Origin of the sequence: Candidatus Alcyoniella australis (assembly GCA_030765605.1) — a bacterium.
GTDB lineage: Bacteria > Lernaellota > Lernaellaia > JAVCCG01 > Alcyoniellaceae > Alcyoniella > Alcyoniella australis.
The window spans coordinates 1-21230 of the sequence record JAVCCG010000008.1 but is presented as its reverse complement, the minus strand read 5'-3'; the positions used below and the strand labels follow the sequence as shown (position 1 = coordinate 21230).

General features: G+C 63.9%; 19 protein-coding genes. 13 read left to right on the top strand and 6 right to left on the bottom strand.

The genetic code is table 11. The annotated features are described in order from the left end of the window. Nucleotides 1–75: 75 nt before the first annotated feature. The gene (locus P9M14_00910) at nucleotides 76–930 is read right to left on the bottom strand and encodes a prolipoprotein diacylglyceryl transferase (protein ID MDP8254285.1); all 855 of its coding nucleotides are present in this window, start codon (nucleotides 928–930) and stop codon (nucleotides 76–78) included. 11 nt (nucleotides 931–941) lie between these two features. Then, on the bottom strand, nucleotides 942–2876 hold the full coding sequence (locus P9M14_00905) for a tetratricopeptide repeat protein (GenBank protein MDP8254284.1): 1935 nt from the start codon (nucleotides 2874–2876) through the stop codon (nucleotides 942–944). An 80-nt stretch (nucleotides 2877–2956) separates the two neighbouring features. Here P9M14_00905 and rimI point away from each other — a divergent pair, with 80 nt between their 5' ends. From rimI to P9M14_00890, 3 genes are read left to right on the top strand one after another with little or no spacing between them, the layout of a single operon-like run. After that, a complete protein-coding gene (gene rimI / locus P9M14_00900) occupies nucleotides 2957–3418 on the top strand; it encodes a ribosomal protein S18-alanine N-acetyltransferase (GenBank protein MDP8254283.1) in 462 nt (153 codons plus the stop codon). Continuing rightward, nucleotides 3415–4257: a dihydroorotate dehydrogenase electron transfer subunit gene (locus tag P9M14_00895; GenBank protein MDP8254282.1), complete on the top strand. Its 843-nt coding sequence runs from the start codon at nucleotides 3415–3417 to the stop codon at nucleotides 4255–4257. The genes rimI and P9M14_00895 overlap by 4 nt, the downstream gene beginning before the upstream one ends. Beyond that, nucleotides 4250–5173: a dihydroorotate dehydrogenase gene (locus P9M14_00890; GenBank protein ID MDP8254281.1), complete on the top strand. Its 924-nt coding sequence runs from the start codon at nucleotides 4250–4252 to the stop codon at nucleotides 5171–5173. Before P9M14_00895 ends, P9M14_00890 begins: the two co-directional genes overlap by 8 nt. A 99-nt stretch (nucleotides 5174–5272) precedes the next feature. Here P9M14_00890 and P9M14_00885 read toward each other — a convergent pair whose 3' ends face one another. Continuing rightward, nucleotides 5273–6082 carry an MBL fold metallo-hydrolase gene (locus P9M14_00885; protein ID MDP8254280.1) on the bottom strand — a complete coding sequence of 270 codons (810 nt, stop codon included), beginning with the start codon at nucleotides 6080–6082 and terminating at the stop codon, nucleotides 5273–5275. Nucleotides 6083–6230: 148 nt separating this feature from the next. Here P9M14_00885 and rimP point away from each other — a divergent pair, with 148 nt between their 5' ends. From rimP to dut, 10 genes are all read left to right on the top strand, one after another. Then, nucleotides 6231–6692, top strand: a complete 462-nt coding sequence (gene rimP / locus P9M14_00880) for a ribosome maturation factor RimP (protein ID MDP8254279.1) — start codon at nucleotides 6231–6233, stop codon at nucleotides 6690–6692. Between the two features lie 21 nt (nucleotides 6693–6713). Continuing rightward, entirely contained in the window at nucleotides 6714–8348 is a 1635-nt protein-coding gene (gene nusA, locus P9M14_00875) for a transcription termination factor NusA (GenBank protein MDP8254278.1), read from the top strand. Between the two features lie 279 nt (nucleotides 8349–8627). Continuing rightward, on the top strand, nucleotides 8628–11393 hold the full coding sequence (gene infB / locus P9M14_00870; GenBank protein MDP8254277.1) for a translation initiation factor IF-2: 2766 nt from the start codon (nucleotides 8628–8630) through the stop codon (nucleotides 11391–11393). Beyond that, a complete protein-coding gene (locus P9M14_00865) occupies nucleotides 11394–11693 on the top strand; it encodes a DUF503 domain-containing protein (GenBank protein MDP8254276.1) in 300 nt (99 codons plus the stop codon). After that, the gene (gene rbfA, locus P9M14_00860) at nucleotides 11690–12064 is read left to right on the top strand and encodes a 30S ribosome-binding factor RbfA (GenBank protein MDP8254275.1); all 375 of its coding nucleotides are present in this window, start codon (nucleotides 11690–11692) and stop codon (nucleotides 12062–12064) included. The genes P9M14_00865 and rbfA overlap by 4 nt, the downstream gene beginning before the upstream one ends. Continuing rightward, a complete protein-coding gene (locus tag P9M14_00855; GenBank protein MDP8254274.1) occupies nucleotides 12061–13032 on the top strand; it encodes a DHHA1 domain-containing protein in 972 nt (323 codons plus the stop codon). Before rbfA ends, P9M14_00855 begins: the two co-directional genes overlap by 4 nt. A 19-nt stretch (nucleotides 13033–13051) precedes the next feature. After that, nucleotides 13052–14002, top strand: coding sequence for a tRNA pseudouridine(55) synthase TruB (gene truB, locus P9M14_00850; protein ID MDP8254273.1), 951 nt, complete (start codon nucleotides 13052–13054; stop codon nucleotides 14000–14002). 55 nt (nucleotides 14003–14057) lie between these two features. Further along, nucleotides 14058–14327, top strand: a complete 270-nt coding sequence (rpsO, locus tag P9M14_00845) for a 30S ribosomal protein S15 (GenBank protein MDP8254272.1) — start codon at nucleotides 14058–14060, stop codon at nucleotides 14325–14327. A gap of 80 nt (nucleotides 14328–14407) precedes the next feature. Continuing rightward, a complete protein-coding gene (gene pnp / locus P9M14_00840; protein ID MDP8254271.1) occupies nucleotides 14408–16528 on the top strand; it encodes a polyribonucleotide nucleotidyltransferase in 2121 nt (706 codons plus the stop codon). After that, on the top strand, nucleotides 16525–16980 hold the full coding sequence (dut, locus tag P9M14_00835) for a dUTP diphosphatase (GenBank protein MDP8254270.1): 456 nt from the start codon (nucleotides 16525–16527) through the stop codon (nucleotides 16978–16980). Before pnp ends, dut begins: the two co-directional genes overlap by 4 nt. A 28-nt stretch (nucleotides 16981–17008) precedes the next feature. On the opposite strand, the gene P9M14_00830 is transcribed toward dut, so the two are convergent. From P9M14_00830 to P9M14_00820, 3 genes are all read right to left on the bottom strand, one after another. Further along, on the bottom strand, nucleotides 17009–17941 hold the full coding sequence (locus tag P9M14_00830; GenBank protein ID MDP8254269.1) for a DUF1848 family protein: 933 nt from the start codon (nucleotides 17939–17941) through the stop codon (nucleotides 17009–17011). Then, nucleotides 17938–19248: a ribonuclease H-like domain-containing protein gene (locus P9M14_00825; GenBank protein MDP8254268.1), complete on the bottom strand. Its 1311-nt coding sequence runs from the start codon at nucleotides 19246–19248 to the stop codon at nucleotides 17938–17940. Before P9M14_00825 ends, P9M14_00830 begins: the two co-directional genes overlap by 4 nt. After that, on the bottom strand, nucleotides 19245–21230 hold a 1986-nt coding region (locus tag P9M14_00820), incomplete at its 5' end, for a DEAD/DEAH box helicase (GenBank protein ID MDP8254267.1). The genes P9M14_00825 and P9M14_00820, both read right to left, overlap by 4 nt.

Below are 21230 nucleotides of genomic sequence, written 5' to 3'. Positions count from 1 at the left end.
TAATTCCCTCCTGTAAATAGGCGTCAGAGCGTAGGATATTACATTGTAGGCGTCAATCAAGCCGGGCGCTTGTCGCTATTTGCCCCGTGATCTCCCGCGTTGCTTGGTCTCGATCTTGGCAAACAGCTTGCGGGTTTGCGCGGCTGGGCGCGGCCTGCCGGTGTGACCCGAGAGCGCTAGGTAGAGCATTGCGATGCCGAGCATGAAAAACGGCGCCGAGAGCAGCTGGCCGATGGTCAACACGCTTCCCGCATCGAACACCTGATACTCCTTGGTGAACTCCAGCAGCAGCCGTCCGCCGAAATAGATCGTCGTGGCGACGCCGAATAACAGCCCGTTGGGACGGTTCTCCTTGATCCGGCGGTCGAGCAGCAGCAGTACAATCAGGCACAGTGCACCCAGCAGCGCCTCGTAGAGCACCACCGGATGGCGCGCCAGCGCTCCGCCGTCGAAGTTCACGAAGCGTACACCCCAGGGCGCGTCGGTCACGCGGCCGACGATCTCGGAGTTGAAGAAGTTGCCCAGCCGGATCAGCACCACCAGGCACGGCCCGGAGAACGACAGCCGGTCGAACGATTCGAGCACGCCCATCTTGTAATGGCGGCCGTAGAACACCGCTACCAGTATGAAGGCCACGGCCACCCCGTGACTCGAGAGCCCGCCCTTCCAGACCTGGAAGAACATCAGCGGGTGCGCGAGGAACTCGTCAAAGCGGTAAAAGAAAACCTCTGAGGCCCGCGCCAGCACCACGCCCGTGCCAAAGGCCCAGGGCAGCAAATTGTACTGCGCGGAGGGCGGGTAGCCTCCGCGTTTGGTCTGCCAGGCCCAGCTAACCACCAGAGTGATCCAGAAGCTGCTGGCCAGCAGGCTGTAATAGCGGATCGGGTGATCGAGGATGTAAAACGCTACGGGATCGATTTCCCAGAACATCCGTCTCTCCGTTAGGGCTGGTTGATCCGGGCCAGATTGTACAGCGCGTCGGGATTCTGTGGGTCGATCTTCAGCGCCTGCTCGAATGCGCGGCGCGCCGCGTCGACCCGGCCGAGGCCCTGCAGCGCCACGCCCAGGTTGTTGCGCGCTGCGGCCGACTCCGGCGCCAGCCGCACGGCGCGGCGGAAATGCTCCAGCGCCCGCCGATGCTCTCCGCGTTCAAAGAGCATCGTAGCCAGCAGGTTCTGGACCTCGTAGAAGTCAGGGTTGTCGCGCGCCTGCTGCTCGGCCAGCTCGAGGGCCGCGTCGGGCCGTTGCTCGATGCGCAGCAGCCGCGCCGCGAGCAGCACGGCGACGGAGTTGTCCTCCGAGCCGGATACGGCGCGATCGATCTCGGACCGCACCAGCTCGAGCACGCCGGGGTTGCGTAGCGCCAAGGCCAGGTATTCCAGGCCGTTGACGTGGGGCTGCAGCGCCCGGTAGCCCAGGCGCCGGGCCAGCGGGCCGTCGCTGGGCGCGAGCACGATCGCCGTGTCGTCGAAGAACACCGGCGTCCATTGCGGGTTGTCCAGGAAATACTCGTCAAGGGCGAACCACGATCCGCGTTGACCGCGCGGCAGCGCCACCAGGGCGGCGTCGGGCCGCAGCCGCGAAAAGAGCTGCGCCGGGTCCTCGGACAGCGCCTGGTAGACGAAGTCGAGGTTGAAGCGCGTGCGGCCGTCCCAAAAGACTTTGGCGTTCTGCGGCAGCTCCCAGTCGAGGTAGCCGCCGAATTCGTAGGAGTTGTAGAGCCGCAGCCCGTCGAGGGGCAACTGATCGAACACGAAGCGCGTGGCCGCCACGGGCACGCGGCGTTGGGCGATCCCGGTGCCCCGGGGGAACAGCGCGCGGCCGGCGCAGATGTCCAGCCCGCCCAGGACGATCAGGGCCGTCCACCCCAACGCCCACAGCGCATGGCGCGCGCGCCGGTTGTTGGGGAAATCTCCGGCAGACAGCAGGCTGACAAAGGCCACGGGAAGCACCAGGGCGAAGTACGGGCCGAGGCGGCCGTGCTTGATGCTCAAGGCGGCGAAGGGGAGCAACAGCAGCAGCGGCAGCAGCGATTGGCGGCTTAGCCGCCAGGAGAGCAGCGCGGTGCTCAGGGCCATGGCGAACAGCAGCAGGTAGTGGCCGCGGGCCACCAGCGGCCCGGACTCGGGGAACGGCCCGACGTTGGGCGCGGCCGAGCTCAGCGCGTGGACCAGGTAGCTGCCCGGAGCGGGATTGACCAGGGTCAGGCCCAAGCCCAGGATCAGGGCCGCCCCCAGCTTCCACGGATTGTGCGTATCAGCCCCGCTTTTCAGCACGGGCCGCAGCAACGCCGCGGCGAGGTAGAGCCCGCCGAGGATTAGGCCGAAGATCACGCCGTCGTGCAGGTTGGACCACAGCAGCAGCAGCGGCGGCAGACCCAGCAACAGCCGCGGCCGCGCGCGCGAGGCCTCGAGCAGCCACAGCAGCGCGGCGAACAGAAGGATCGATGCCAAATGCGGCCGCAGGAACAGCCGGTAGCGCATCAGCGTCAGGCACAGCAGCGCGACCCACAACGCAGTCCCCGCGGACAGGCCGCGCCGCACGCTCCAGAGCACGATGGCCGCGGCCAGCAGCCCGAACAGCAGCGCCTTGACCATCGGCAGTCCCGCGACGCCCAGGGCCGAGTGGCATAGATAGAGCAACAGGTCGAACAGCCAGTCCGAGTGCGGATAGATCCGCTCGCTGAAGGTGTAGGAGAACGGGTCGGGCCCGCCGATGATCCCCTGCACGGCGATGCGGCGGCCCAGGGCCAGGTGCCACCAGACGTCGTAGCTGGTGATCTTGAACAGCGCCAGGCCGAACCCCGCAACGCACGCGATCAGTGCCGCGACCGTGATGCGGGCGGAATCGGTCCTCTCGACGGGCTGTGGCGGCATGGCGGCAATTTACACCATCGACGTCGTGGCTGCATATCCGGGTTGACCGCCATCAAGCGGCGGAATTACGATTGCGCGCAATGCAGGTCCTTATCCAACCCGCGAGCGTACGTTGGATCGATCAAATCTGGTCGATCGAGAGCGAGTCGTTTGCCGCAACGTGGAGCCGCGAAGCGTTGGCCGCGCTGCTTGCAGACCCGCGCGCGGTGTTCCTCGTGGCCCTGGTCTCGGATCAGCAAGCGCAGCTTGCCGGGTATGCGCTATGCTGGGAGGTGGTCGACGAGCTGCACATGCTCAAAATCGCGGGCAGCCCGCGCTTTCGCAGACAGGGGATCGGTCGGCAGATGGTGCAGCAGCTGATCCAACGGGCCAGGCGTAGCAACATGCGGGTGATCCAGCTCGAGGTGCGCGCCAACAATGATACGGCCCTGGGGTTCTACCGCGCGTTGGGATTTGTGCAGGCAGGCCTGCGACCGGGCTATTATACGGACAGCGGGGAGGACGCGGTGTTGTTGGATTTCCAGATGGGAGGCGGAGCATGATCTCCGAGCCGTTGATGGTGTTGAGCAACGAGCGGTTGGCCCAGGACCTGTGCCGCATGACCCTCGAGGCGCCGCAGCTTGCCGCGCAGGCCCGGCCCGGTCAGTTCGTCACCGTGCGGGTCAGCGACAGTTACGACCCGCTCTTGCGCCGACCCTTGGGGATTCACCGCGTGCTCGAGTCCGGTGGATCCGTGCAGTTACTCTATAAAGTGGTCGGTCGGGGCACCGAGCTGTTGGCGGCGCTGATCCCCGGACAGCGGCTGCACCTGCTTGGTCCGTTGGGCAACGGGTTCAGCCTGCCTGTGGAATTGGACAGCGCACTGCTCGTGGCCGGCGGCATCGGAGTCGCGCCGCTGTTGTTTCTGGCCCAGCGGATTCTCGCAAGGCCGCAGCCGCCGCAGGTCGAGCTGTTTTTCGGCGGCCGTAGCGCCCAGGATCTGGCTGCCCTCGAGCAGTTCGAGGATCTGGGCGTAAAGATCACGCTATCCACCGATGACGGCAGCCGGGGCCAGAGGGGTTTAATCACTGAGCTGCTCCAGCCGCGGCTGGCCGGGATCGATCCGGCGCGAGCCAAAGTCTTCGCCTGCGGCCCCACGCCGATGCTCAAGCGCGTGGCGCAATTGACCGACATGGCGCAGATCGCCTGCGAGGTCAGCCTCGAGCGTCAGATGGCCTGCGGGGTAGGGTCGTGCATGGGCTGCGTGACCGGGGTGCACGGCGCGCCGCTGGCCAGGGAAGGCCACGCCGAATGCTCCACGGCCGGGCCGGCTCACTACGAGCGGGTCTGCCTTGAGGGACCGGTATTCGACGCCGATAAAGTGGAGTGGTCCGATGGTTGATCTGAGCGTGACTGTGGGCTCCCTGAAGCTGAACAATCCTGTGCTGACCGCCTCGGGCACCTTTGGCTACGGCCTGGAGTACGTTGATCTTCTAGACCTGAGCAAACTCGGCGGGATAGTAGTTAAAGGGCTCAGCCGCTGGCCCATTCCGGGCAACAAGCCGCCGCGCATCTGCGAGACCGCCTGCGGCATGCTCAACGCCATCGGCCTGCAGAACATCGGGGTCGATGCGTTTCTCGACGAAAAGCTGCCCAGGCTGGCCGACTTTGATTGCGCGATCATCGCCAACGTCTACGGCCACAGCATCGAGGAGTACGTCGAGGTGGCGCAGCTGCTGGATCAACGCGGCGCGGGCCGGGTACACGGTATCGAGCTTAACGTCAGCTGCCCCAACGTCGAGGCCGGGGGCATGGCATTCGGCGTGGACCCCGATGTCGTCGCCCGCCTCACCCAGAGCGTGCGCCAGGCCGTGGACCTGCCGTTGATCGTCAAGCTCAGCCCGCAGGTCACGGATATTGCCGCCATCGCCCGCGCCGCTCAGCAGGCCGGGGCCGATGCCCTGAGCGTGACCAACACCATCCCCGCCATGGCGATCGACGCTGCCACGCGCAAACCCAAACTGAGCAATATCAGCGGCGGGCTGTCAGGACCGGCGATCAAGCCGGTGGCCCTGCGCCTGGTATGGGTGGTAAGCCAGGCGGTATCGATCCCGGTGATCGGCCTGGGCGGGATCATGTGCGGCCAGGATGCGGCCGAGTTCATGATCGCCGGTGCATCCGCAGTCCAGGTGGGGACCGCCACGTTCAACGATCCGCAGGCGCCGTGCAGGATCGTGGGCGAGCTCGAACAGTTCTGCGAACAGCAGGGGATTGGGGCTGTTCGCGAGCTGACCGGCACGCTAAAGGTGGATGGATAAGTAAAGATCGCAAAGTCGATCTTTACTTACACGCACACTCCTTTTTAGCCGCGGGAATGCGCCTTCTAGCTGGCTGATAATTAATGGTTTAATCTAAAATTAGACTTCGATCTGCATCCCATCAAAGCCTAGCAGCGCTTCGCCGGAGTATTGATTGCCGATGATGCTCAGTGGATCGGCTGCCGCGGATTCGGGGTAGAGGTGCACCAGCAGCAGGCGTTTTACTGCGCAACGTTTGGCGATCAAGGCGATCTGGCTCGGGGCCAGGTGACCGGGCAACGGGGCCTGGTCCGTGGCCGAGCACTCGGCGATCAGCAGATCGGCCCCGCGGGCCAGGTCGACCAGCTCGTCGCACGGTCCGCTGTCACCCGAGTACGCGGCGCAACGGCCATCGGCCTGCACACGGTAGCTCAGCGCCGGCTGCGCGCCGTGGTCGGCCCGCGACCACGCGAGGCGCATACCGCCCTCGAGCTCGATGTTGCCTCCTGCGGGATCGAGTTCCACCGACTCCACGCCGCACTCGGGGGCAATCGAATGGCCGTGCAACGCAGTCAGCAGATCCAGATGCTTTTTCAGTCCGATGGGGCCGTAGATTTTCAGCGGCTTCTGGCGCACGGCTCCGGGAGTATTGCGAAAGGCGAAGAGCAGGGCCGGCAGATCGCACACGTGGTCAGCGTGCAGGTGGGTCAGGCACATGGCGTCGAGGCCGTAGGGATCGCAATGGTCCGCGAGCTTACGCGCCACGCCCGGGCCGATGTCGATCAGCAGGCTCGATCTGGCGTTTGAAAAAAGCAGGGCCGTGGGGCCACGGTCGCCACGCAATACGCAGGTGCCGCTGCCGACCACGCTCAAACGCAGTCGATTGGCTTCTGCTCCGCTGTTTTCATGCTCCCGTTGCCTGGCTGTCACTAAAAAGAAACCCTTTTTCCCCTTGCGTTTACGCCGCAGGATGTGTTAAGAACACGCCACATTCTGGCTTGCTTGTTTAAGCGGCTGGCTTGACTAAGCCGGCCGTTTGTATTTCAGGCCGGAAGGACGGATTGGTACGCGCAAGAGTATGGATAGCACACAGCTGATACTGAAGATAGCCGCCATCACGGAACCGGTGTGCCAATCATTGGGAGTGGATCTGTATCACGTGGAACTCGCCGGTTCAGTCCGGCGGCCCACTGTGCGGATCTACATTGACGCCATGGATGGCGTTGGTATTCAGGACTGCGTCGAAGTCAGTCGGCGGCTGAGCCCGGCGCTGGACGTGGAGGACCTGTTCAGCGGCGCGTACGATCTGGAGGTCTCGAGCCCGGGGATGGACCGCCCGCTTCGATTTGCGGACGATTTCATCAAGTATCAAGGCCGCATGGCCAAGATCAGACTCCGTGAGCCGCTCGACGGACGTCGCAAGTTTAAGGGGACGATAGTTCAGTGTGCTGCGGAGACGCTCCAGCTCGATGTCGACGGACAACTGTTCGACCTGCCGCTGGAGGGGATCGAACGCGCCAATCTGGAGATTGAGCTTTAACCCTGCTCTGGGGAGATGGCCATGGAAAACGACCTATCGCAAGTCATCGAAATGGTGGTCAAGGACCGCGGGGTCTCGCGTGACGTGATTATCGAGGCCCTGGAGGCCGCAATGATCACCGCAGCGCGCAAGAAACTCGGGCTCGCCATGGAGATTGAGGCGCAATATAACGAGGAGAACGGCGAGGTCGAGCTGTTCCGCTACCGCGAGGTGGTGGATGAGGTCGAGGACAGCCAACTGCAGATCAACGTCAAAGAGGCGATCGAGCTCGACCCGGACTGCGAAGTGGGCGACATGATCGGCGAGAAGCTCGACAGCCAGAGCTTCGGCCGCATCTCGGCCCAGATGGCCAAGCAGGTAATCATCCAGAAGGTCCGCGACGCCGAACGTAAAAACATCTACGACGAGTACAAAGACCGCAAGGGCGAGGTCGTCAACGGCATCGTGCGCCGCTTCGAACGCGGCAACATTATCGTCGACCTGGGGCGCGCCGAGGCGATCATGCCGCACCGCGAGCAGATCCCGCGCGAGAGCTATCAGCCCGGCGATCGCATCCGCGGATACATCCAGGATGTGGTCGACCTGCCCAACCAGCCGCAGATCGTGCTCAGCCGCGCCTGTAACGAATTGTTGATAAATCTGTTCGAGCTTGAGGTCCCCGAGATCTACGAGGGGATCGTCTCGATCAAGAGCGTGGCGCGAGAGCCGGGCAGCCGTGCCAAGGTCGCCGTGGCCAGCTCCGATATCAACGTCGATCCGGTGGGTGCCTGCGTGGGCATGAAGGGCTCGCGCGTGCAGGCGGTGGTCAACGAGATGCGCGGCGAGAAGATCGACATCGTTCCCTGGTCGGAGAACTCGGCCAAGTTCGTGTGCAACGCACTGCTGCCGGCGCAGATCTCCAAGGTGATCCTCGACGAGGAGAACCGCGAGATGGAGATCATCGTGCCCGACGCTCAGCTGAGCCTGGCGATCGGACGCCGCGGCCAGAACGTGCGTCTGGCGGTGCAGCTCACCGGCTGGCGGATCGATATCCACTCCGAGTCCAAGACCAAGGAACTCGACGAGCAGGCGCGTCGGATCTACAGCGAGATACCGGAGATCAACGACATGCTGATGGAGCTGTTGATCCGTACCGGGTTCCGCGAGATCGACGATCTGGCCGACGCCGAGCCCGAGGATCTACTTGCCTTCCCCAACCTCGATCTGGAAAGCGCCGCGGTCATCGTGGGCAAGGCCAACGAGCTGATCGATTCCGGACGCGTGGTCGAGATCCTGGCCGAGATTCAGGCCGAGAACCAGCCCGAGGTCATTGAAGAGCCCGTCGAACAGGTCGAGGTCGTCGCCGTGCCCGAGATCTTGGTGAACAAGCTCGCCGGCGTCGGATCGAAGACCGCCGAGCTGCTCAGCGACGCGGGGCTGGATACTGCGGAACAGATAGTGCAAGCCAAAGTCGACGAGATCGTCAAGATCCAAGGCATCGGCATGCGCAAGGCCGAGAAGATTACCGAGGCGGCCCGGAGTGCGATCAGAGAGGCCCGCAAGACCCTGGAGCAGGCGCAGGCCGAGCAGGAGCAGGCCGAACAAGCCGAGGAGCCGCAGGCCGAGGAGCCGCAGGAACAGCAGGCCGAACCCGATCAGGGGGAGCCGGTTAAGTGAGCAAACGTGAACCGCTGCGCCGCTGCGTGATCTGCGCAAAGAGTGCGCCCAAGGCGCTGTTGCTGCGGTTCGTGTTGGACCACCGAGGAAAGGTGGTCCACGACCCACACAGGACGATGCCCGGCAGGGGCGCGTATCTCTGTCGTAGCCAGCGTTGCCTCAAAGCGGCGTCGCTGGTTGGCAGAGAGTGGAACAGGGCTTTTAAAAGGCCCACCGAAGTCGATCCTGGCTACTGGAACGGATTGCGCGAGCAGTTAAATGCAGGATCGGGAGAGCTAAATGGCTAAGATTACAGTTTCGGAGGCGGCTAAACGCCTAGGCATTCCGCCCGACGAATTTTTACGCAAGCTTAAAGAATTGGGCGTGAACGTCATTGATGGGTTTTCCGAGCTGAGCCAAGAGCGGTTCAAACAGGTGAGAATCCTGCTCGAGAAGCGCGAGGAGCCCGTCGATCCGGACGAAGTCGTAGTAAAGAAGCGGATCAGCGGAGGCGTGATCCGCAAACGTCGCAAGCACATGCCGGCGACCGAATCGCCCGTCGCGGCCGAGCCCGTCGAGCAGCCCCTGCAGCCCGAGGATGAAGCGTCGGTTGAGCCGCTGGAAGCAGCGCTTGAGGCGCCCGAGCCCGAGCAGGAGTTGACAGCGGTCGAGTCCCTCGACGAGCCGGAAATCTCCGAACCGGAACAAGCTCCCGAGAAGTCCGAGGAGGAGGCGGGGCTGCTGCCCGAAGAGGAGGTAGAGCACGAGCTTGACGTCGACGAATTGGAGATCGATGAGGAGCTCGATGCCGGGGAAATGCCGGTGCAGAGCATCGAGCCCGAGCAGATTCACGTGGCCAACAAGGAGATCGAGGTCTCCAAGCGCCCGATGAACACCATCGAGCAGGCGCTGCTGTCCCAGCGCCGGGCCAAGGTCGCCAAAGAGGCCCGCGTGCTGCGGACCAAGATGTTGGCCGAGCAGGCCAAGGCGCGCAAGGCCAATGCCAAGGATGACTCCTACAACGCCAAGATTCTCGAGAAACCGGCGGTGCTGCCCGAGCACCTCAAGCCGCAGGTTCCCAGTCGGCCCGCCGATTCCACGGCACCGGCCAAGCCCGGCCGCAAGGGACGTCGAGTAATCGAGGTTTTGCCCGATACTTCCGGACGTCGTTCGACCACCAGCGCCAGCCGCAAACGCGAGGCCTACGAGCGCGAACGCGCCGAGCGCGCCGAGCGCATGTTCTCGCGTAAGGTCAAACGCGGTCGCCAGAGCAAGATCAAGCGCCCCACGACCATGCCCCCGGGGGTCAAGCAGAAGATTCGCATCGTGGGCGACATCATCGTCTCGGATTTGGCCAAGCGGATGGGCATCAAGGCCGGCGAGCTGATTAAGAAGCTGATGGGCATGGGCATGATGGTCACGATCAACATGGCCATCGATCCCGAGACCGCGACGATTCTCGGCGACGATCTGGGTTTCACCGTCGAGAACGTGGAGAAGCACGAGCAGGACTTCCTCGCTGTGGAGCAGGATTCCGCTGATGATCTGCAGCCCCGCTCGCCGGTGGTGACGATCATGGGACACGTCGACCACGGCAAGACCTCGCTGCTCGACAGCATCCGCTCGACGCGGGTCGCCCAGGGCGAGGCCGGAGGCATTACCCAGCACATCGGCGCCTACAAGGTGCAGCTCAAGACCGATGACGTAGCGGGCGAGGTGGTCTTCCTCGATACGCCGGGCCACGAGGCGTTCACCGCGATGCGCGCCCGCGGCGCCAAGTCGACTGACATCGTGGTGCTGATTGTCGCTGCGGACGATGGGGTGATGCCCCAGACCCGCGAGTCGATCAACCATGCCAAGGCCGCCGAGGTGCCGATCATCGTGGCGATCAACAAGATCGACAAGCCCGAGTCGCAACCCGATCGCGTGCGCCAGGAACTGACCGAGTTCAACCTGCTGTCCGAAGAGTGGGGCGGCGAGACGCTGTTCACCGAGGTCTCCGCCAAGCAGAACACCGGCATCGAGAAACTGCTCGAGCAGATTCTGCTACAGGCCGAGCTGCTCGAACTCAAGGCCAATCCGAACAAGGCGGCGCGCGGCGTGGTCATCGAATCGCGGATGGAGCGCGGACGCGGGCCCGTGGCGACGATCCTGATCCAGCAGGGCACTTTGCACGTGGGCGACCCGCTGGTAGTGGGCACGATCCTCGGCCGGGTGCGCTCGATGAGCGACGATCAGGGTACGGAGCTCAAGGAGGCCGGACCGAGTACGCCGGTCGAGGTGATGGGCCTTACCGGCGTGCCCGAGGCGGGCGAGGTCTTCAACTCACCCAAGGACGAAAAGGCCGCCAAGCAGCTGATCGACATGCGCCAGGACAAGCAGCGTCAGTCCGAGGGCTCCCAGCTCAGCCGGATGCGTCTGGAGGACTTCTACGACAAGCTGCAGGAGGGCGAGACCAAGGAACTGCGGCTGGTGCTCAAGGCCGACGTTCAGGGCTCGATCGGCGCGATCCAGGAATCGCTGGAGAAACTCTCCACCGAGCAGACCAAGGTCGAGATCATCCACACCGGAGTGGGCGCGATCAACGAATCGGACGTCAACCTCGCGGTCGCCTCCGGCGCGGTGATCATCGGTTTCAGCATTCGTCCCGAGCCCAAGGCCAAGAAACTCGCCGATCAGGAACGGATCGACATCAAGCTCTACACCGTGATCTACGAGCTAATCGAGGACGTACAGCAGGCGCTCAAGGGGATGCTCGATCCGGTGATGGCCGAGGTGTTTCTCGGACGCGCCGAGGTACGCAATATATTCCACATCAGCCGGCTGGGGACGATCGCAGGCTGCTCGGTGATCGACGGCAAGATGCTGCGCAACGCCCAGGTCCGCCTGGTGCGCGACGGCACCGTGATCTACGAGGGCAAGATCTCCTCGCTCAAGCGCTTCAAGGACGATGCGCGCGAGGTCGCCACCGGATTCGAGTGCGGTATCGGCTTGGAAAGCTACAACGACATCAAGGACGGCGATCACATCGAATGCTTCAAAATCGAGGAACAGAGGCAGGAGTAAGTGGTCATCGGAGTGCTGCGCGTCCTGCTCGCCATCGAGGGGGCGCACGATCTGAAGACCAAGCGCAGGGCGTTGCGCAAGGTGGTCGACCGCCTGCGGGCGCGCTACAACATCTCCGTGGCCGAGGTCGGCGACAACGAGCTGTGGAACCGTTCTCTGGTCGGCGCCTCGGTGGTGAGCAACTCCGGCCCTCACGCCAACTCGATGCTCGACAAGGCCCAGGACACGATTCACGAGATTGCAGAGGTGGAAGTGCTCGACAGCGAGCTGGAAATCATCCACTTCGGAGAAGAACCGTGAACTCCGAACCGCCCTACAGCCGCGCCCAACGCGTCGGCGATCAGATCCAGCGCGAGATCGGCGATCTGCTGCTGCGCGGCGAGATCAAGGACCCGCGGATCGGGCGGGGGTTCGCCACCGTGACCAGGGTCAGCCTGACCAAAGACCTGCGAATCGCCAAAGTCTACGTCAGCGTGATCGGTTCCGAGCAGGCGTGCGTCGATACGATCAAAGGCCTGCAATCGGCGGCCGGATATATCCAGCGCGAGATGGGTCGACGTCTGCGGCTGAAGTACACTCCGGAGATCCGCATCCTGCACGACGACAGCTTCGCCAAGGCGGCGCAGATCAATAAACTGCTGGATGAAGTCTCCGAGGAGGGCAAGGCTTGATCGGCGATCGCGAGACCTTGTTGGCCGCGGCCGAGGCGTTGCGCAACGCCCGACGTGCGCTGGTGATCGCCCACGCCAATCCCGAGGGCGACGCCATCGGCGCGACGCTGGGACTCGGCGCGGTGCTCGAGCTGCTCGGCGCGCAGGTCGTTTGCGCCAACCAGGACCCGCTGCCCAAGACGCTCGGATTTCTGCCCGGCTCCGATCGGTTGGTCGCAAGCGAGCTGGACCCGCAGCAGTTCGACCTAGTGGCGGTGGTCGATTGCGGCGCGCTTCACCGGGTAGGGCGCATCGCCGACAAGTTGGCCGATCATCCGAACCTGCTGAACTTCGATCACCACCTGAGCAACGATGGCTTCGGCACGCTTGCATACGTCGATCCGCAGGCCAGCAGCACCGGCGAGGTTCTGTGGCGGCTGATCAAGACCGCCGACTTGCCCGCGGATCAGCGCGTGGCGGCCAACCTCTACACCGCGATCTACACCGACACCACCCAACTTTCCAACGGCGCTTGCACGCCCGCGGCCTTTGCCGCCTGCGGCGAGCTGATGGCCCTGGGGGCCGACCCGGTGGGCACGGCCCGCGAGCTGTACCAGCGTCAGACCGCGTCGCGGCTTAAGTTGCTGGGCCGGGCGCTCTTGACTCTCGATCTGCACGGCGGGCGCTTCGCCTCGGTGGTGGTCACCCAGAGCGACTTCGACAAGACCGAGGCCACGGTCGACGACCTGGAGGGCTTTGTCGAACTAGTGCGCAGCATCAACGGAGTCGAGGTCGCGATGTTGGTACGCGAGGCTCCCGGCGGCAAGACCAAGGCCAGCCTGCGCTCCAACGGCCCGATCGACGTCAGCGCCGTTGCATCAAAGCTGGGCGGGGGCGGACACCGCGCGGCCGCCGGGCTGACAACCGATCTGCCGCTGGAACAAGCGATCTCCCGGCTGCTCGAGATCATTGGAGACCACGCTGGTTGAGCGCAAACGAGTCGATGAGATGAGCGCTTCCCCTCTCTGCGGTTTCATGCTGCTGGACAAGCCCGCGGGCCAAAGCAGTTTCCGCGCGACCTCGCGGGTGCGCTCGGCGCTCAAAGTGCGCAAGGCCGGCCACGCCGGTACGCTCGATCCATTTGCCACCGGACTGTTGCCGATCGCAATCGGCCCGGCGACCAGGTTGATCGAATACGTCACTTCCGGCGACAAGGAGTACGTGTTCAGTATGCGGCTGGGCAAGACCACCGACACCCTGGACATCGACGGCCGAACCACAGGCGAGGCGCCGCTGCCCGATCTGGACCGCGACCGCGTGCGCCGGGTGCTCGACGAATTCGTCGGCGAGACTGAGCAAGTGCCGCCGCTGTTCAGCGCGCTCAAGGTCAACGGTGAGGCGCTCTATCAGCGTGCGCGTCGCGGCGAGAAGTTTGATCCGCCGCCGCGCAAAATCGTGGTACGCTGTATCGAGCTGCTCGATTTTGGGACGGACCTGATCGAGCTGAAGGTGCGTTGCGGCAAGGGAACTTATGTCCGCGCCCTGGCGCGCGACATCGCCGTGCGGCTGGACACGCTGGGATACGTCGAGCGGCTGCGGCGCACCGTGGTCGAGCCCTTTGCCGTTGAATCGGCGCTGGGCCCGGAGCGAATGGAGCAACTGCTGGCCGAGCAGGGGCCCGAGGCCGTGCTGCTGCCCGCGCAGCAAGCACTGCCTCAGGAATGGCCAAAACTGCGGCTGGAGCCGCAGACGACAAAGAGGTTAACGGCGGGTGACCGCCTAAGTGCCGAACAGACCGCCGAATTGATCGGCGATCGACCGCAGGCCGACCGTTTCGTGCTCACTGACGAGCGCGGCGATCTGCTGGCGGTTCTCGGCGCGTTCGCCGAAGGCGGATCCGGAGCCCTGAGGCTCGGCCCGCTAAAGGTAATTAACGTGCGGGATAACTCCTTTACTTAGCACATTAGCCCGTGCTAGCATCTGCGCACTTTTCGTCCATAGGAGGCTAAGTTAAATGACCCTGCAGACCGACGAGAAGAAAAGTATTATCGAGAAACATAAACTACACGAGAATGATACCGGCTCACCCGAGGTGCAAGTCGCTCTGTTGACTAACAGGATCATCTACTTGACCGAGCATTTTAAGACTCACAAGAAGGATCACCACGGTCGCAGAGGGCTGCTCAAGATCGTTAGCCAGCGTCGCCGGCTTTTGAACTACCTCAAAGAGAAGGATATCGAACGCTATCGCAAGCTCATTGCCGAGCTTGGAATCCGTAAATAGGCGAGACGGGACTACAGCGGGCCAAAAGCATAAAAGCGAACAGGCCCCGTGTGCTCCCGACCCTGGTCTGAAGAAAGGCCATGCAAATGGACATTAAAGAGATCAAACAAGAATTTTCTGGACGTACGCTCATCCTGCAGACCGGCAAAATGGCCAAGCAGGCTGACGGCGCCGTGCTGATCCAGCACGGTGAAACACAGGTTCTGGTGACTGCAACGTCTTCACATAAGGCGCGTGAAGGGCAAAACTTCCTGCCCCTGGTCTGCGATTATCAGGAGAACAACTACGCCGCCGGCAAAATCCCCGGCGGATTTTTCAAGCGCGAGGGTCGGCCCACTGAAAAAGAGGTGCTGACCAGCAGGTTGATCGATCGACCGATGCGCCCCTTGTTCCCCAAGGGCTACAAATTCGACATTCAGATTATCGCCAATGTGCTTAGCGCCGATAAGCAGAACGAATCCGACGTGCTGGCGATCACCGCTGCCAGCGCCGCGCTGACGATTTCGGACATCCCCTTTGACGGGCCGATCGCCGGAGTGCGCGTAGGGCGCGTTGAGGGCGAAATGGTCTGCAACCCGACCTTAGAGCAGTCCGAGCAGTCCGACATCGACATCATCGTCGCCGGCCGCCGCGAGGGGCTGGTGATGGTCGAGGGCCGGGCATCGATGCTCTCCGAGGACGAGATGGCCGACGCCCTGCTGTTCGCGCACAAGGAGATGCAGCCGCTGCTGGATATGCAGCAGGAGCTGTGCGAGCAGGCCGGAAGGTCCAAGCGCGCGTTCGAGGTGCACCAGATCGACCAACAGATTCTGGATAAGGTCGCGCAACTCGCCCCTGAAAAGATCAAGGCGGCGGTGGCGATCAACGAAAAGCTCCCCCGCTACCATGCAATGGACGCGGCGCGTGCGGAAGTGCTTGAGCAGGCTCTTGCCGAGCTGGGCGAGGAGACTCCCGCCGCCGACGTGCTGGAAGCCTTCTCCAGCCTGCACAAGCAGATCGTCCGCGAGCAGATGCTCTCCACCAGCCGACGTATCGGCGGTCGCGGTCCCGAGGACATCCGTGAGATCACCTGCGAAGTGGGCCTGCTGTGCCGAACCCACGGCTCGGCGCTGTTCACCCGCGGCGAGACCCAGGCGCTGGTCACCACCACGCTGGGCAGCGGCGGCGACGTACAGCGCGTCGAAGGCCTTTCCGGCGAGTCGAAAAAGAACTTTATGCTGCACTACAACTTCCCGCCGTTCAGCGTGGGCGAGGTGCGGATGTTGCGCGGGCCCAGCCGGCGCGAGATCGGCCACGGCGCGCTGGCCGAACGGGCAATTAAGATGGTGCTGCCCGACGTAGACAGCTTCCCCTACACGATCCGCATCGTCAGTGAAGTACTAGAGAGCAACGGTTCCTCATCGATGGCCACGGTCTGCGGCGGGGTCCTCTCGCTGATGGACGCGGGCGTGCCGATCAGCCACCCGGTGGCCGGCATCGCGATGGGTCTGGTGACCGACGGCGAGCGCACGATGATCCTTTCGGACATCTTGGGCGACGAGGACCACCTGGGCGACATGGACTTCAAGGTCACCGGCAGCATGGACGGCATCACCGCCCTGCAGATGGACATCAAAATTCCGGTGGTCAGCGAGGAACTGCTGCGCAAGGCGCTGTATCAGGCGCGCGACGGCCGCAAGCACATCTTGGGCAAAATGCTCGATGCGCTGCCGCAGCCGCGTAGCGAACTGAGCGAGCACGCTCCGCGCTTCACGATCCTCTACATCTCCCCCGACCGCATTCGCGACGTAATCGGACCTGGCGGCAAATACATCCGCGGGATCATCGAGCAGACCGGCGTCAAGATCGAGGTCGAGGACGACGGCAAGGTGACGATCTTCTCCGCCGATGTGAACAGCGCACACGAGGCCGAGAAGCTGGTGCGCGAGCACGCGGCCGAGGTCGAGGTCGGCACGATCTACCTGGGGCTGGTCAAGCGGGTCACCGACTTCGGCGCGTTCGTTGAGGTCATTCCGCCGAGCACCGACGGACTGGTGCACATCTCCGAGCTGGCGGACCATCGGATCCAATCGGTCACCGATGTGACCCACGAGGGCGAAGAGCTGCTGGTCAAGGTCATCGACGTTGACAAGAACGGCCGCATCCGCCTTTCGCACCGCGAGGTGATGAACGAGGATCCCGAGAAGTATCGCCGTAAATGATCGATCCGCGGGTAATGGTCCGGCGTCTCGACCCATCTGGGGACGCCGACCTGCCCCTTCCCCAATACATGACCCAGCACGCGGCCGGCGCCGACATCGCGGCCGCAGTGCATACCGACATGATCTTCGCGCCCGGCGAGCGCGCGCTGGTCCCCACCGGCCTGGCGCTGGCCATGCCCGAAGGATTCGAGGCCCAGGTCCGGCCGCGTTCGGGCCTGGCCGTGCGCTACGGCCTGACCCTGCTCAACACGCCGGGCACCATCGACGCGGACTATCGCGGCGAGCTCAAGATTCTGATGATCAACCTCGGCCAGGAGCCGGCGACGATCAAGCGCGGCGAGCGCATTGCCCAGCTGGTGATCGCGCCGGTGGCGCGCGCCGAGTTCAAGCAATGCGACGAGCTGCCCCCCAGCTCGCGCGGAGAGGGCGGCTTCGGGCACACCGGGGCATAGCCCGGTTTTTTCAAATTGAAAAAATTGATCAGAGCAGATCTTTGACCGCGGCCTCGATCTGTGGCGGCAGGCCGCGCTGCGCATAGCAGTACAGGCAGCCGGTTCCGAACGAGAAACAGTTGCGGAACCCCTTGCTGTGACCGATGTCGCGCGAGTAGGTGCAGCAACAGTCCGGCCGCTGTTTGCCGATTTGGTTGTGCAGCGTCTCGCTGAACGGCCCCACGCGCTTCGGCCCGATCAATGCATTGAGCATTCGCCCGTCGATGCAGCCGAAGCGTTCGGTGTACTCGGGCAGCGCCGGGTGACAGCAGACAGCGAACTCAATGCCGTAGGTCTTTGCCACGGCATCGAAGCCTTGCACCAGCGACTCAGCATCGGTCTTTAGCACCTCGATGCCCAGCCGAACAAACCGCTGGGCCACGTGCGGATAGTTCTCCACGTCCAACTGTGATGTCACCACGCGGGTAACTCCGATCGACGAAAAAAGGTCGAGTACGCGCTCGAACACCTTTGGGTCGGCGTTGCACAGCTCGCGTCCACCCGGCAAGTGAAAGCGGGCGAACGGATCGAAGCGCAGGGTCACGGCCTCGGCCCGGATCAGCCGCGCGTCGATAGCGCGCTGCATCTGCGCGAGCACGAAACGCTCGTCAGGTACTCCGGGCTCCACTGCGCTGCCGGCCAGTCCGGTTACGGTGAGCTGCACGCTGAGCACCACGCCGCGACGTTCGAGTCCTTCCAATGCTTCGCGCAATGGACGGTGCGCCGTGAGGTTGGACGGATCGCAGGTCCAGAGCACCAGCGCGCCGAGATGCTCCAAATCCAACGGAGCAGAGTGCGGCGCCAGGCCGAAGCGCACCGGGTGAGCGCCGCACAGCGCCGCGGCCAGCAGGTCGGCGTTGCAACGCACCAGATCCTTAGTGCGCGACGCCGAGATCACCAGATCGCGCGGCTCTGGACTCAACCGAGTTTTCTCTGTAGCCGACTGAGCCGATGCTCGAACGCCGCGATCCAGTACTCGCGGCGCGAAGCGAATGCGCCGGCGCGCAGAAACTGCAACGCGCGCTGCGTGAGCTGTTCAGCCCGAATGTAATCATTGGCGTGGTGTTCCAGATGAATCGCCAACTGTTCGTAGGGCAGGGGATCGAACGGTCCGCAATCGACCAAAATCGTGAAATGCTCGGCAGCGCGCTCGTGCTCGCCCCCGCGTTTTAAATCAAGGGCCACCTCGAGACGTGCGCGACTCGCGGTGTGCGGGTCGGCCTCTGACGAGCGCTCCAACGCCAGATTAAAGCAACGCCGGGCGCGGTCGATTTGGCCGCGGTCGCGCAACAGCCGTGCTGTGGCGAGAATCAGCGCCGGATCGAGCGTCGAACTATCCGCCTGTGCGACAAGCTGGGCCAGGTGGCTGGTCAGCGTGACCAGCGAGAGCACGTCGTAGACGTTGTGGGTAAAAACCTTGGCCACCAACCGGCCGTCGCGGGAGCGCAGATAGGAGCGATAGAGTTCGGGCACCATCGAGCCGGGCACGTCGCCGCGCCGCTCGAATCCCAGTTCGTACTGCTCAAGGGTGCCCAGGCGGCAGTCGGGCAGTTGCTCGCGGAACAGCCGCCGGGATGGGTGCAGCAGGTCCAGGTGCGGCGTGTCGTCCAGGGAGGCGGGAAGGCGGTTGAGCACCAGCCGCGTGTTGAGCAGCGGAGCGTCAAAGGTCTTTCCGTTGAAGCTGACCAGGAATGCAGCACGCTCGAGCTTTTGGGTCAGCAGGTGCAGGCTGGCGCCCTCCTCGTTCAGGTCGCGCATGAACAGTTGCGTTACCACGAACTCGTCGCCCTCGAACTCGCCCAGGCCGATGAGGAAGGCGTAGGTGCCCGTGCCGCCGGCCAGCCCCGTGGTCTCGGTGTCGAAGAACAGCGTGCGCCGAGGGTCAAGGGCCGCCAGGCTCGGGTCCGCGCCGAGCAGGGCGAGCATCGCCGGATCCACGTCGAACAGCCGGTCGAGTCGCAGCCGACCGTGGGTCAGCGCCATCGGGTAACGGTATTGCGCCACGAACGTCGGCCCGCACGGCGTGTCCACGACCCGACCCGGGACCAGCCCCTGGATGTCAACGCGCTGGGTCGTAGGTTCCATTGCCTGCGGCTGCACCATACCGCGGCCGCCGGTGAGCTCGTCGATCCGTTGCCGCAACTGCGAGATCGTGCGCTGTTTATCTTGCTCAGGGGCCCTGCCGCTTGAGCCGAGCACACCCTCGAGGCGCTCGCGCAGCTTGGTCATCGTCCGTTCAGCAACAGCTCGAGGATCTTCAGCGCAACCTCTTTGCTCTTGACGCCGACCTCGTTGACCGGACCGACGCAGCTGGGGCAGCCGGCCTCGCAGGCGCAGCCTGCGATCAGCTCCCGCGCGCGTGCGATCAGCTCGACGTGGAGGCGGAAGATCTCGGGGGAGAGCCCGATCCCGCCGGGGTAGGTGTCGTAGATGAACAGCGTGGGGTCGAAGGCGTCGATCCGTTCGGGGTCGATCAGGCCCGCGGCGTCGTCCGCGCTGTAGATCCCGCGGCCGCCGGGGTCGTGGCGCACGAACCACTCGGCCGACTTGTCGCCCACACAGCGGTCCAGGTCGCGCACATCGCACATCAGCGCCACCGAGGCCAGGTGGTGCAGGGCATGGCCGATGCCCAGCAGACCGTCGATCAGGTCCGAGCGGTTGTAGCCCAGCGAGCGCAGCATGTCCTGGGGCACGGTGAACCAGTAGCTGGTGGTGTGCATCTGGTTGTCCGGCAGGGTCACGTCGCCGAAGCCCACGTTCTCGGAGGTGTAGAATTTTATTTTTTTAAAGCCCACAACCTTACGCACCACCTGCACCTCGCCGTGTTCGACGATCTCGCTTCCGGCCTTGTCGAAGTCGAAGCGGTCGAGCACGCGCACGTTGGTGTAGGTCATAGCGTCGGTGTAGTAGTCCACGTCCACCGGGTGGACCAGCGCGCGACGGCGCTCCCAGTCCAGCTCGTCCACGTAGTACTGCTGGCTCTCCACCATATAGATCGCGTCGGGATGGATCGTGGTCGGCGCGGCGCTGAAATCGACCTCGGCGATCACCTTGTTTTGGGCGTCCTTGAGCACCACGACGAAGTTCTCGGTGCTGATGTTGCGCAGGCTGATCTCGTCGGCGGGGTAGGCGTCGGTGTTCCAGTGCCAGCGGCCCTCCGAGTGGTGCAATACGCTCTTTTCCTCGAGGAACTCCAGCAGCTCGATCAGGTTCTCGCGGCCGAAGCTCTCGCCGTCCTCGAACGGCAGCTCGAAGGATGCGGACTTGATGTGCGAGAGCAGGATCAGCAGGTTGTCCGCGTTGATCCGCGCGTGTTCCGGGCTGGCGCCGAAGAAGTACTCGGGGTGGGTGACGATGTATTGGTCCAGCGGGTTGGAGCGCGCGATCAGCACTGCGCAAGAGCTGCCGCTGCGGCGTCCGGCGCGTCCGGCCTGCTGCCAGGCGCTGGCGATCGAGCCGGGGTAGCCGGCCATCACGCAGGCCGTTAGATCGCCGATGTCGATTCCCAGCTCCAGGGCGTTGGTCGAGACCACGCCCATCACCTTGCCCGTGCGCAGCCCGGACTCGATGCGGCGTCGCAGGTTGGGCAAATATCCGCCGCGGTAGCCCGAGATGAAGTCGTCGGGCACCAGCTTGTCGCGTGAGAAGCGGTCCTTGAGGTAGCGGGTGAGCACCTCGACGTTGAGCCGGCTGGTGGTGAAGACGATGGTCTGGATTCCGTTCTCGATGAAGTTCGCGGCGATCTTGCGCGCCTCGGTCACCGCGCTCTTACGAATCCCCAGCTCGCGGTTGACCACCGGCGGATTGTAGAGAATTAGTCGCTTGCGTGAGCGCGGCGCGCCCGAGCGGTCGACGACCTTTACCGGCCGCTCGATCAACGCCTCGGCCAGCTCGCCGGGATTGGCGATGGTCGCCGAGCAGCAGATGAAGGTCGGTTCGGAGTTGTAGAACTTACAGATGCGCCGCAGCCGACGCAGCACGTTGGCCAGATGGCTGCCGAACACGCCGCGATAGGTGTGCAGCTCGTCGAGCACCACGTAACGCAGGTTGGTGAACAGCTTCTGCCACTTGGTGTGGTGCGGCAGCACGCCGGCGTGCAGCATGTCCGGGTTGCTGACCACGATGTGCCCCTGGGAGCGGATCGCGCGTCGCGCGTCGTCGGGCGTATCGCCGTCGTAGGTGAAGGTCTTGATCGGCGCGCCGATGGCGGC

Excerpts from the sequence above, each read along its gene's own strand:
- truB (MDP8254273.1), top strand. The coding sequence starts at position 13,052 with ATGAGCGCTTCCCCTCTCTGCGGTTTCATGCTGCTGGACAAGCCCGCG.
- dut (MDP8254270.1), top strand. The coding sequence starts at position 16,525 with ATGATCGATCCGCGGGTAATGGTCCGGCGTCTCGACCCATCTGGGGAC.
- pnp (MDP8254271.1), top strand. The coding sequence starts at position 14,408 with ATGCAAATGGACATTAAAGAGATCAAACAAGAATTTTCTGGACGTACG.
- P9M14_00905 (MDP8254284.1), bottom strand. The coding sequence starts at position 2,876 with ATGCCGCCACAGCCCGTCGAGAGGACCGATTCCGCCCGCATCACGGTC.
- P9M14_00825 (MDP8254268.1), bottom strand. The coding sequence starts at position 19,248 with ATGACCAAGCTGCGCGAGCGCCTCGAGGGTGTGCTCGGCTCAAGCGGC.
- P9M14_00890 (MDP8254281.1), top strand. The coding sequence starts at position 4,250 with ATGGTTGATCTGAGCGTGACTGTGGGCTCCCTGAAGCTGAACAATCCT.
- rimP (MDP8254279.1), top strand. The coding sequence starts at position 6,231 with ATGGATAGCACACAGCTGATACTGAAGATAGCCGCCATCACGGAACCG.
- rpsO (MDP8254272.1), top strand. The coding sequence starts at position 14,058 with ATGACCCTGCAGACCGACGAGAAGAAAAGTATTATCGAGAAACATAAA.
- infB (MDP8254277.1), top strand. The coding sequence starts at position 8,628 with ATGGCTAAGATTACAGTTTCGGAGGCGGCTAAACGCCTAGGCATTCCG.
- rimI (MDP8254283.1), top strand. The coding sequence starts at position 2,957 with ATGCAGGTCCTTATCCAACCCGCGAGCGTACGTTGGATCGATCAAATC.
- nusA (MDP8254278.1), top strand. The coding sequence starts at position 6,714 with ATGGAAAACGACCTATCGCAAGTCATCGAAATGGTGGTCAAGGACCGC.
- P9M14_00895 (MDP8254282.1), top strand. The coding sequence starts at position 3,415 with ATGATCTCCGAGCCGTTGATGGTGTTGAGCAACGAGCGGTTGGCCCAG.
- P9M14_00910 (MDP8254285.1), bottom strand. The coding sequence starts at position 930 with ATGTTCTGGGAAATCGATCCCGTAGCGTTTTACATCCTCGATCACCCG.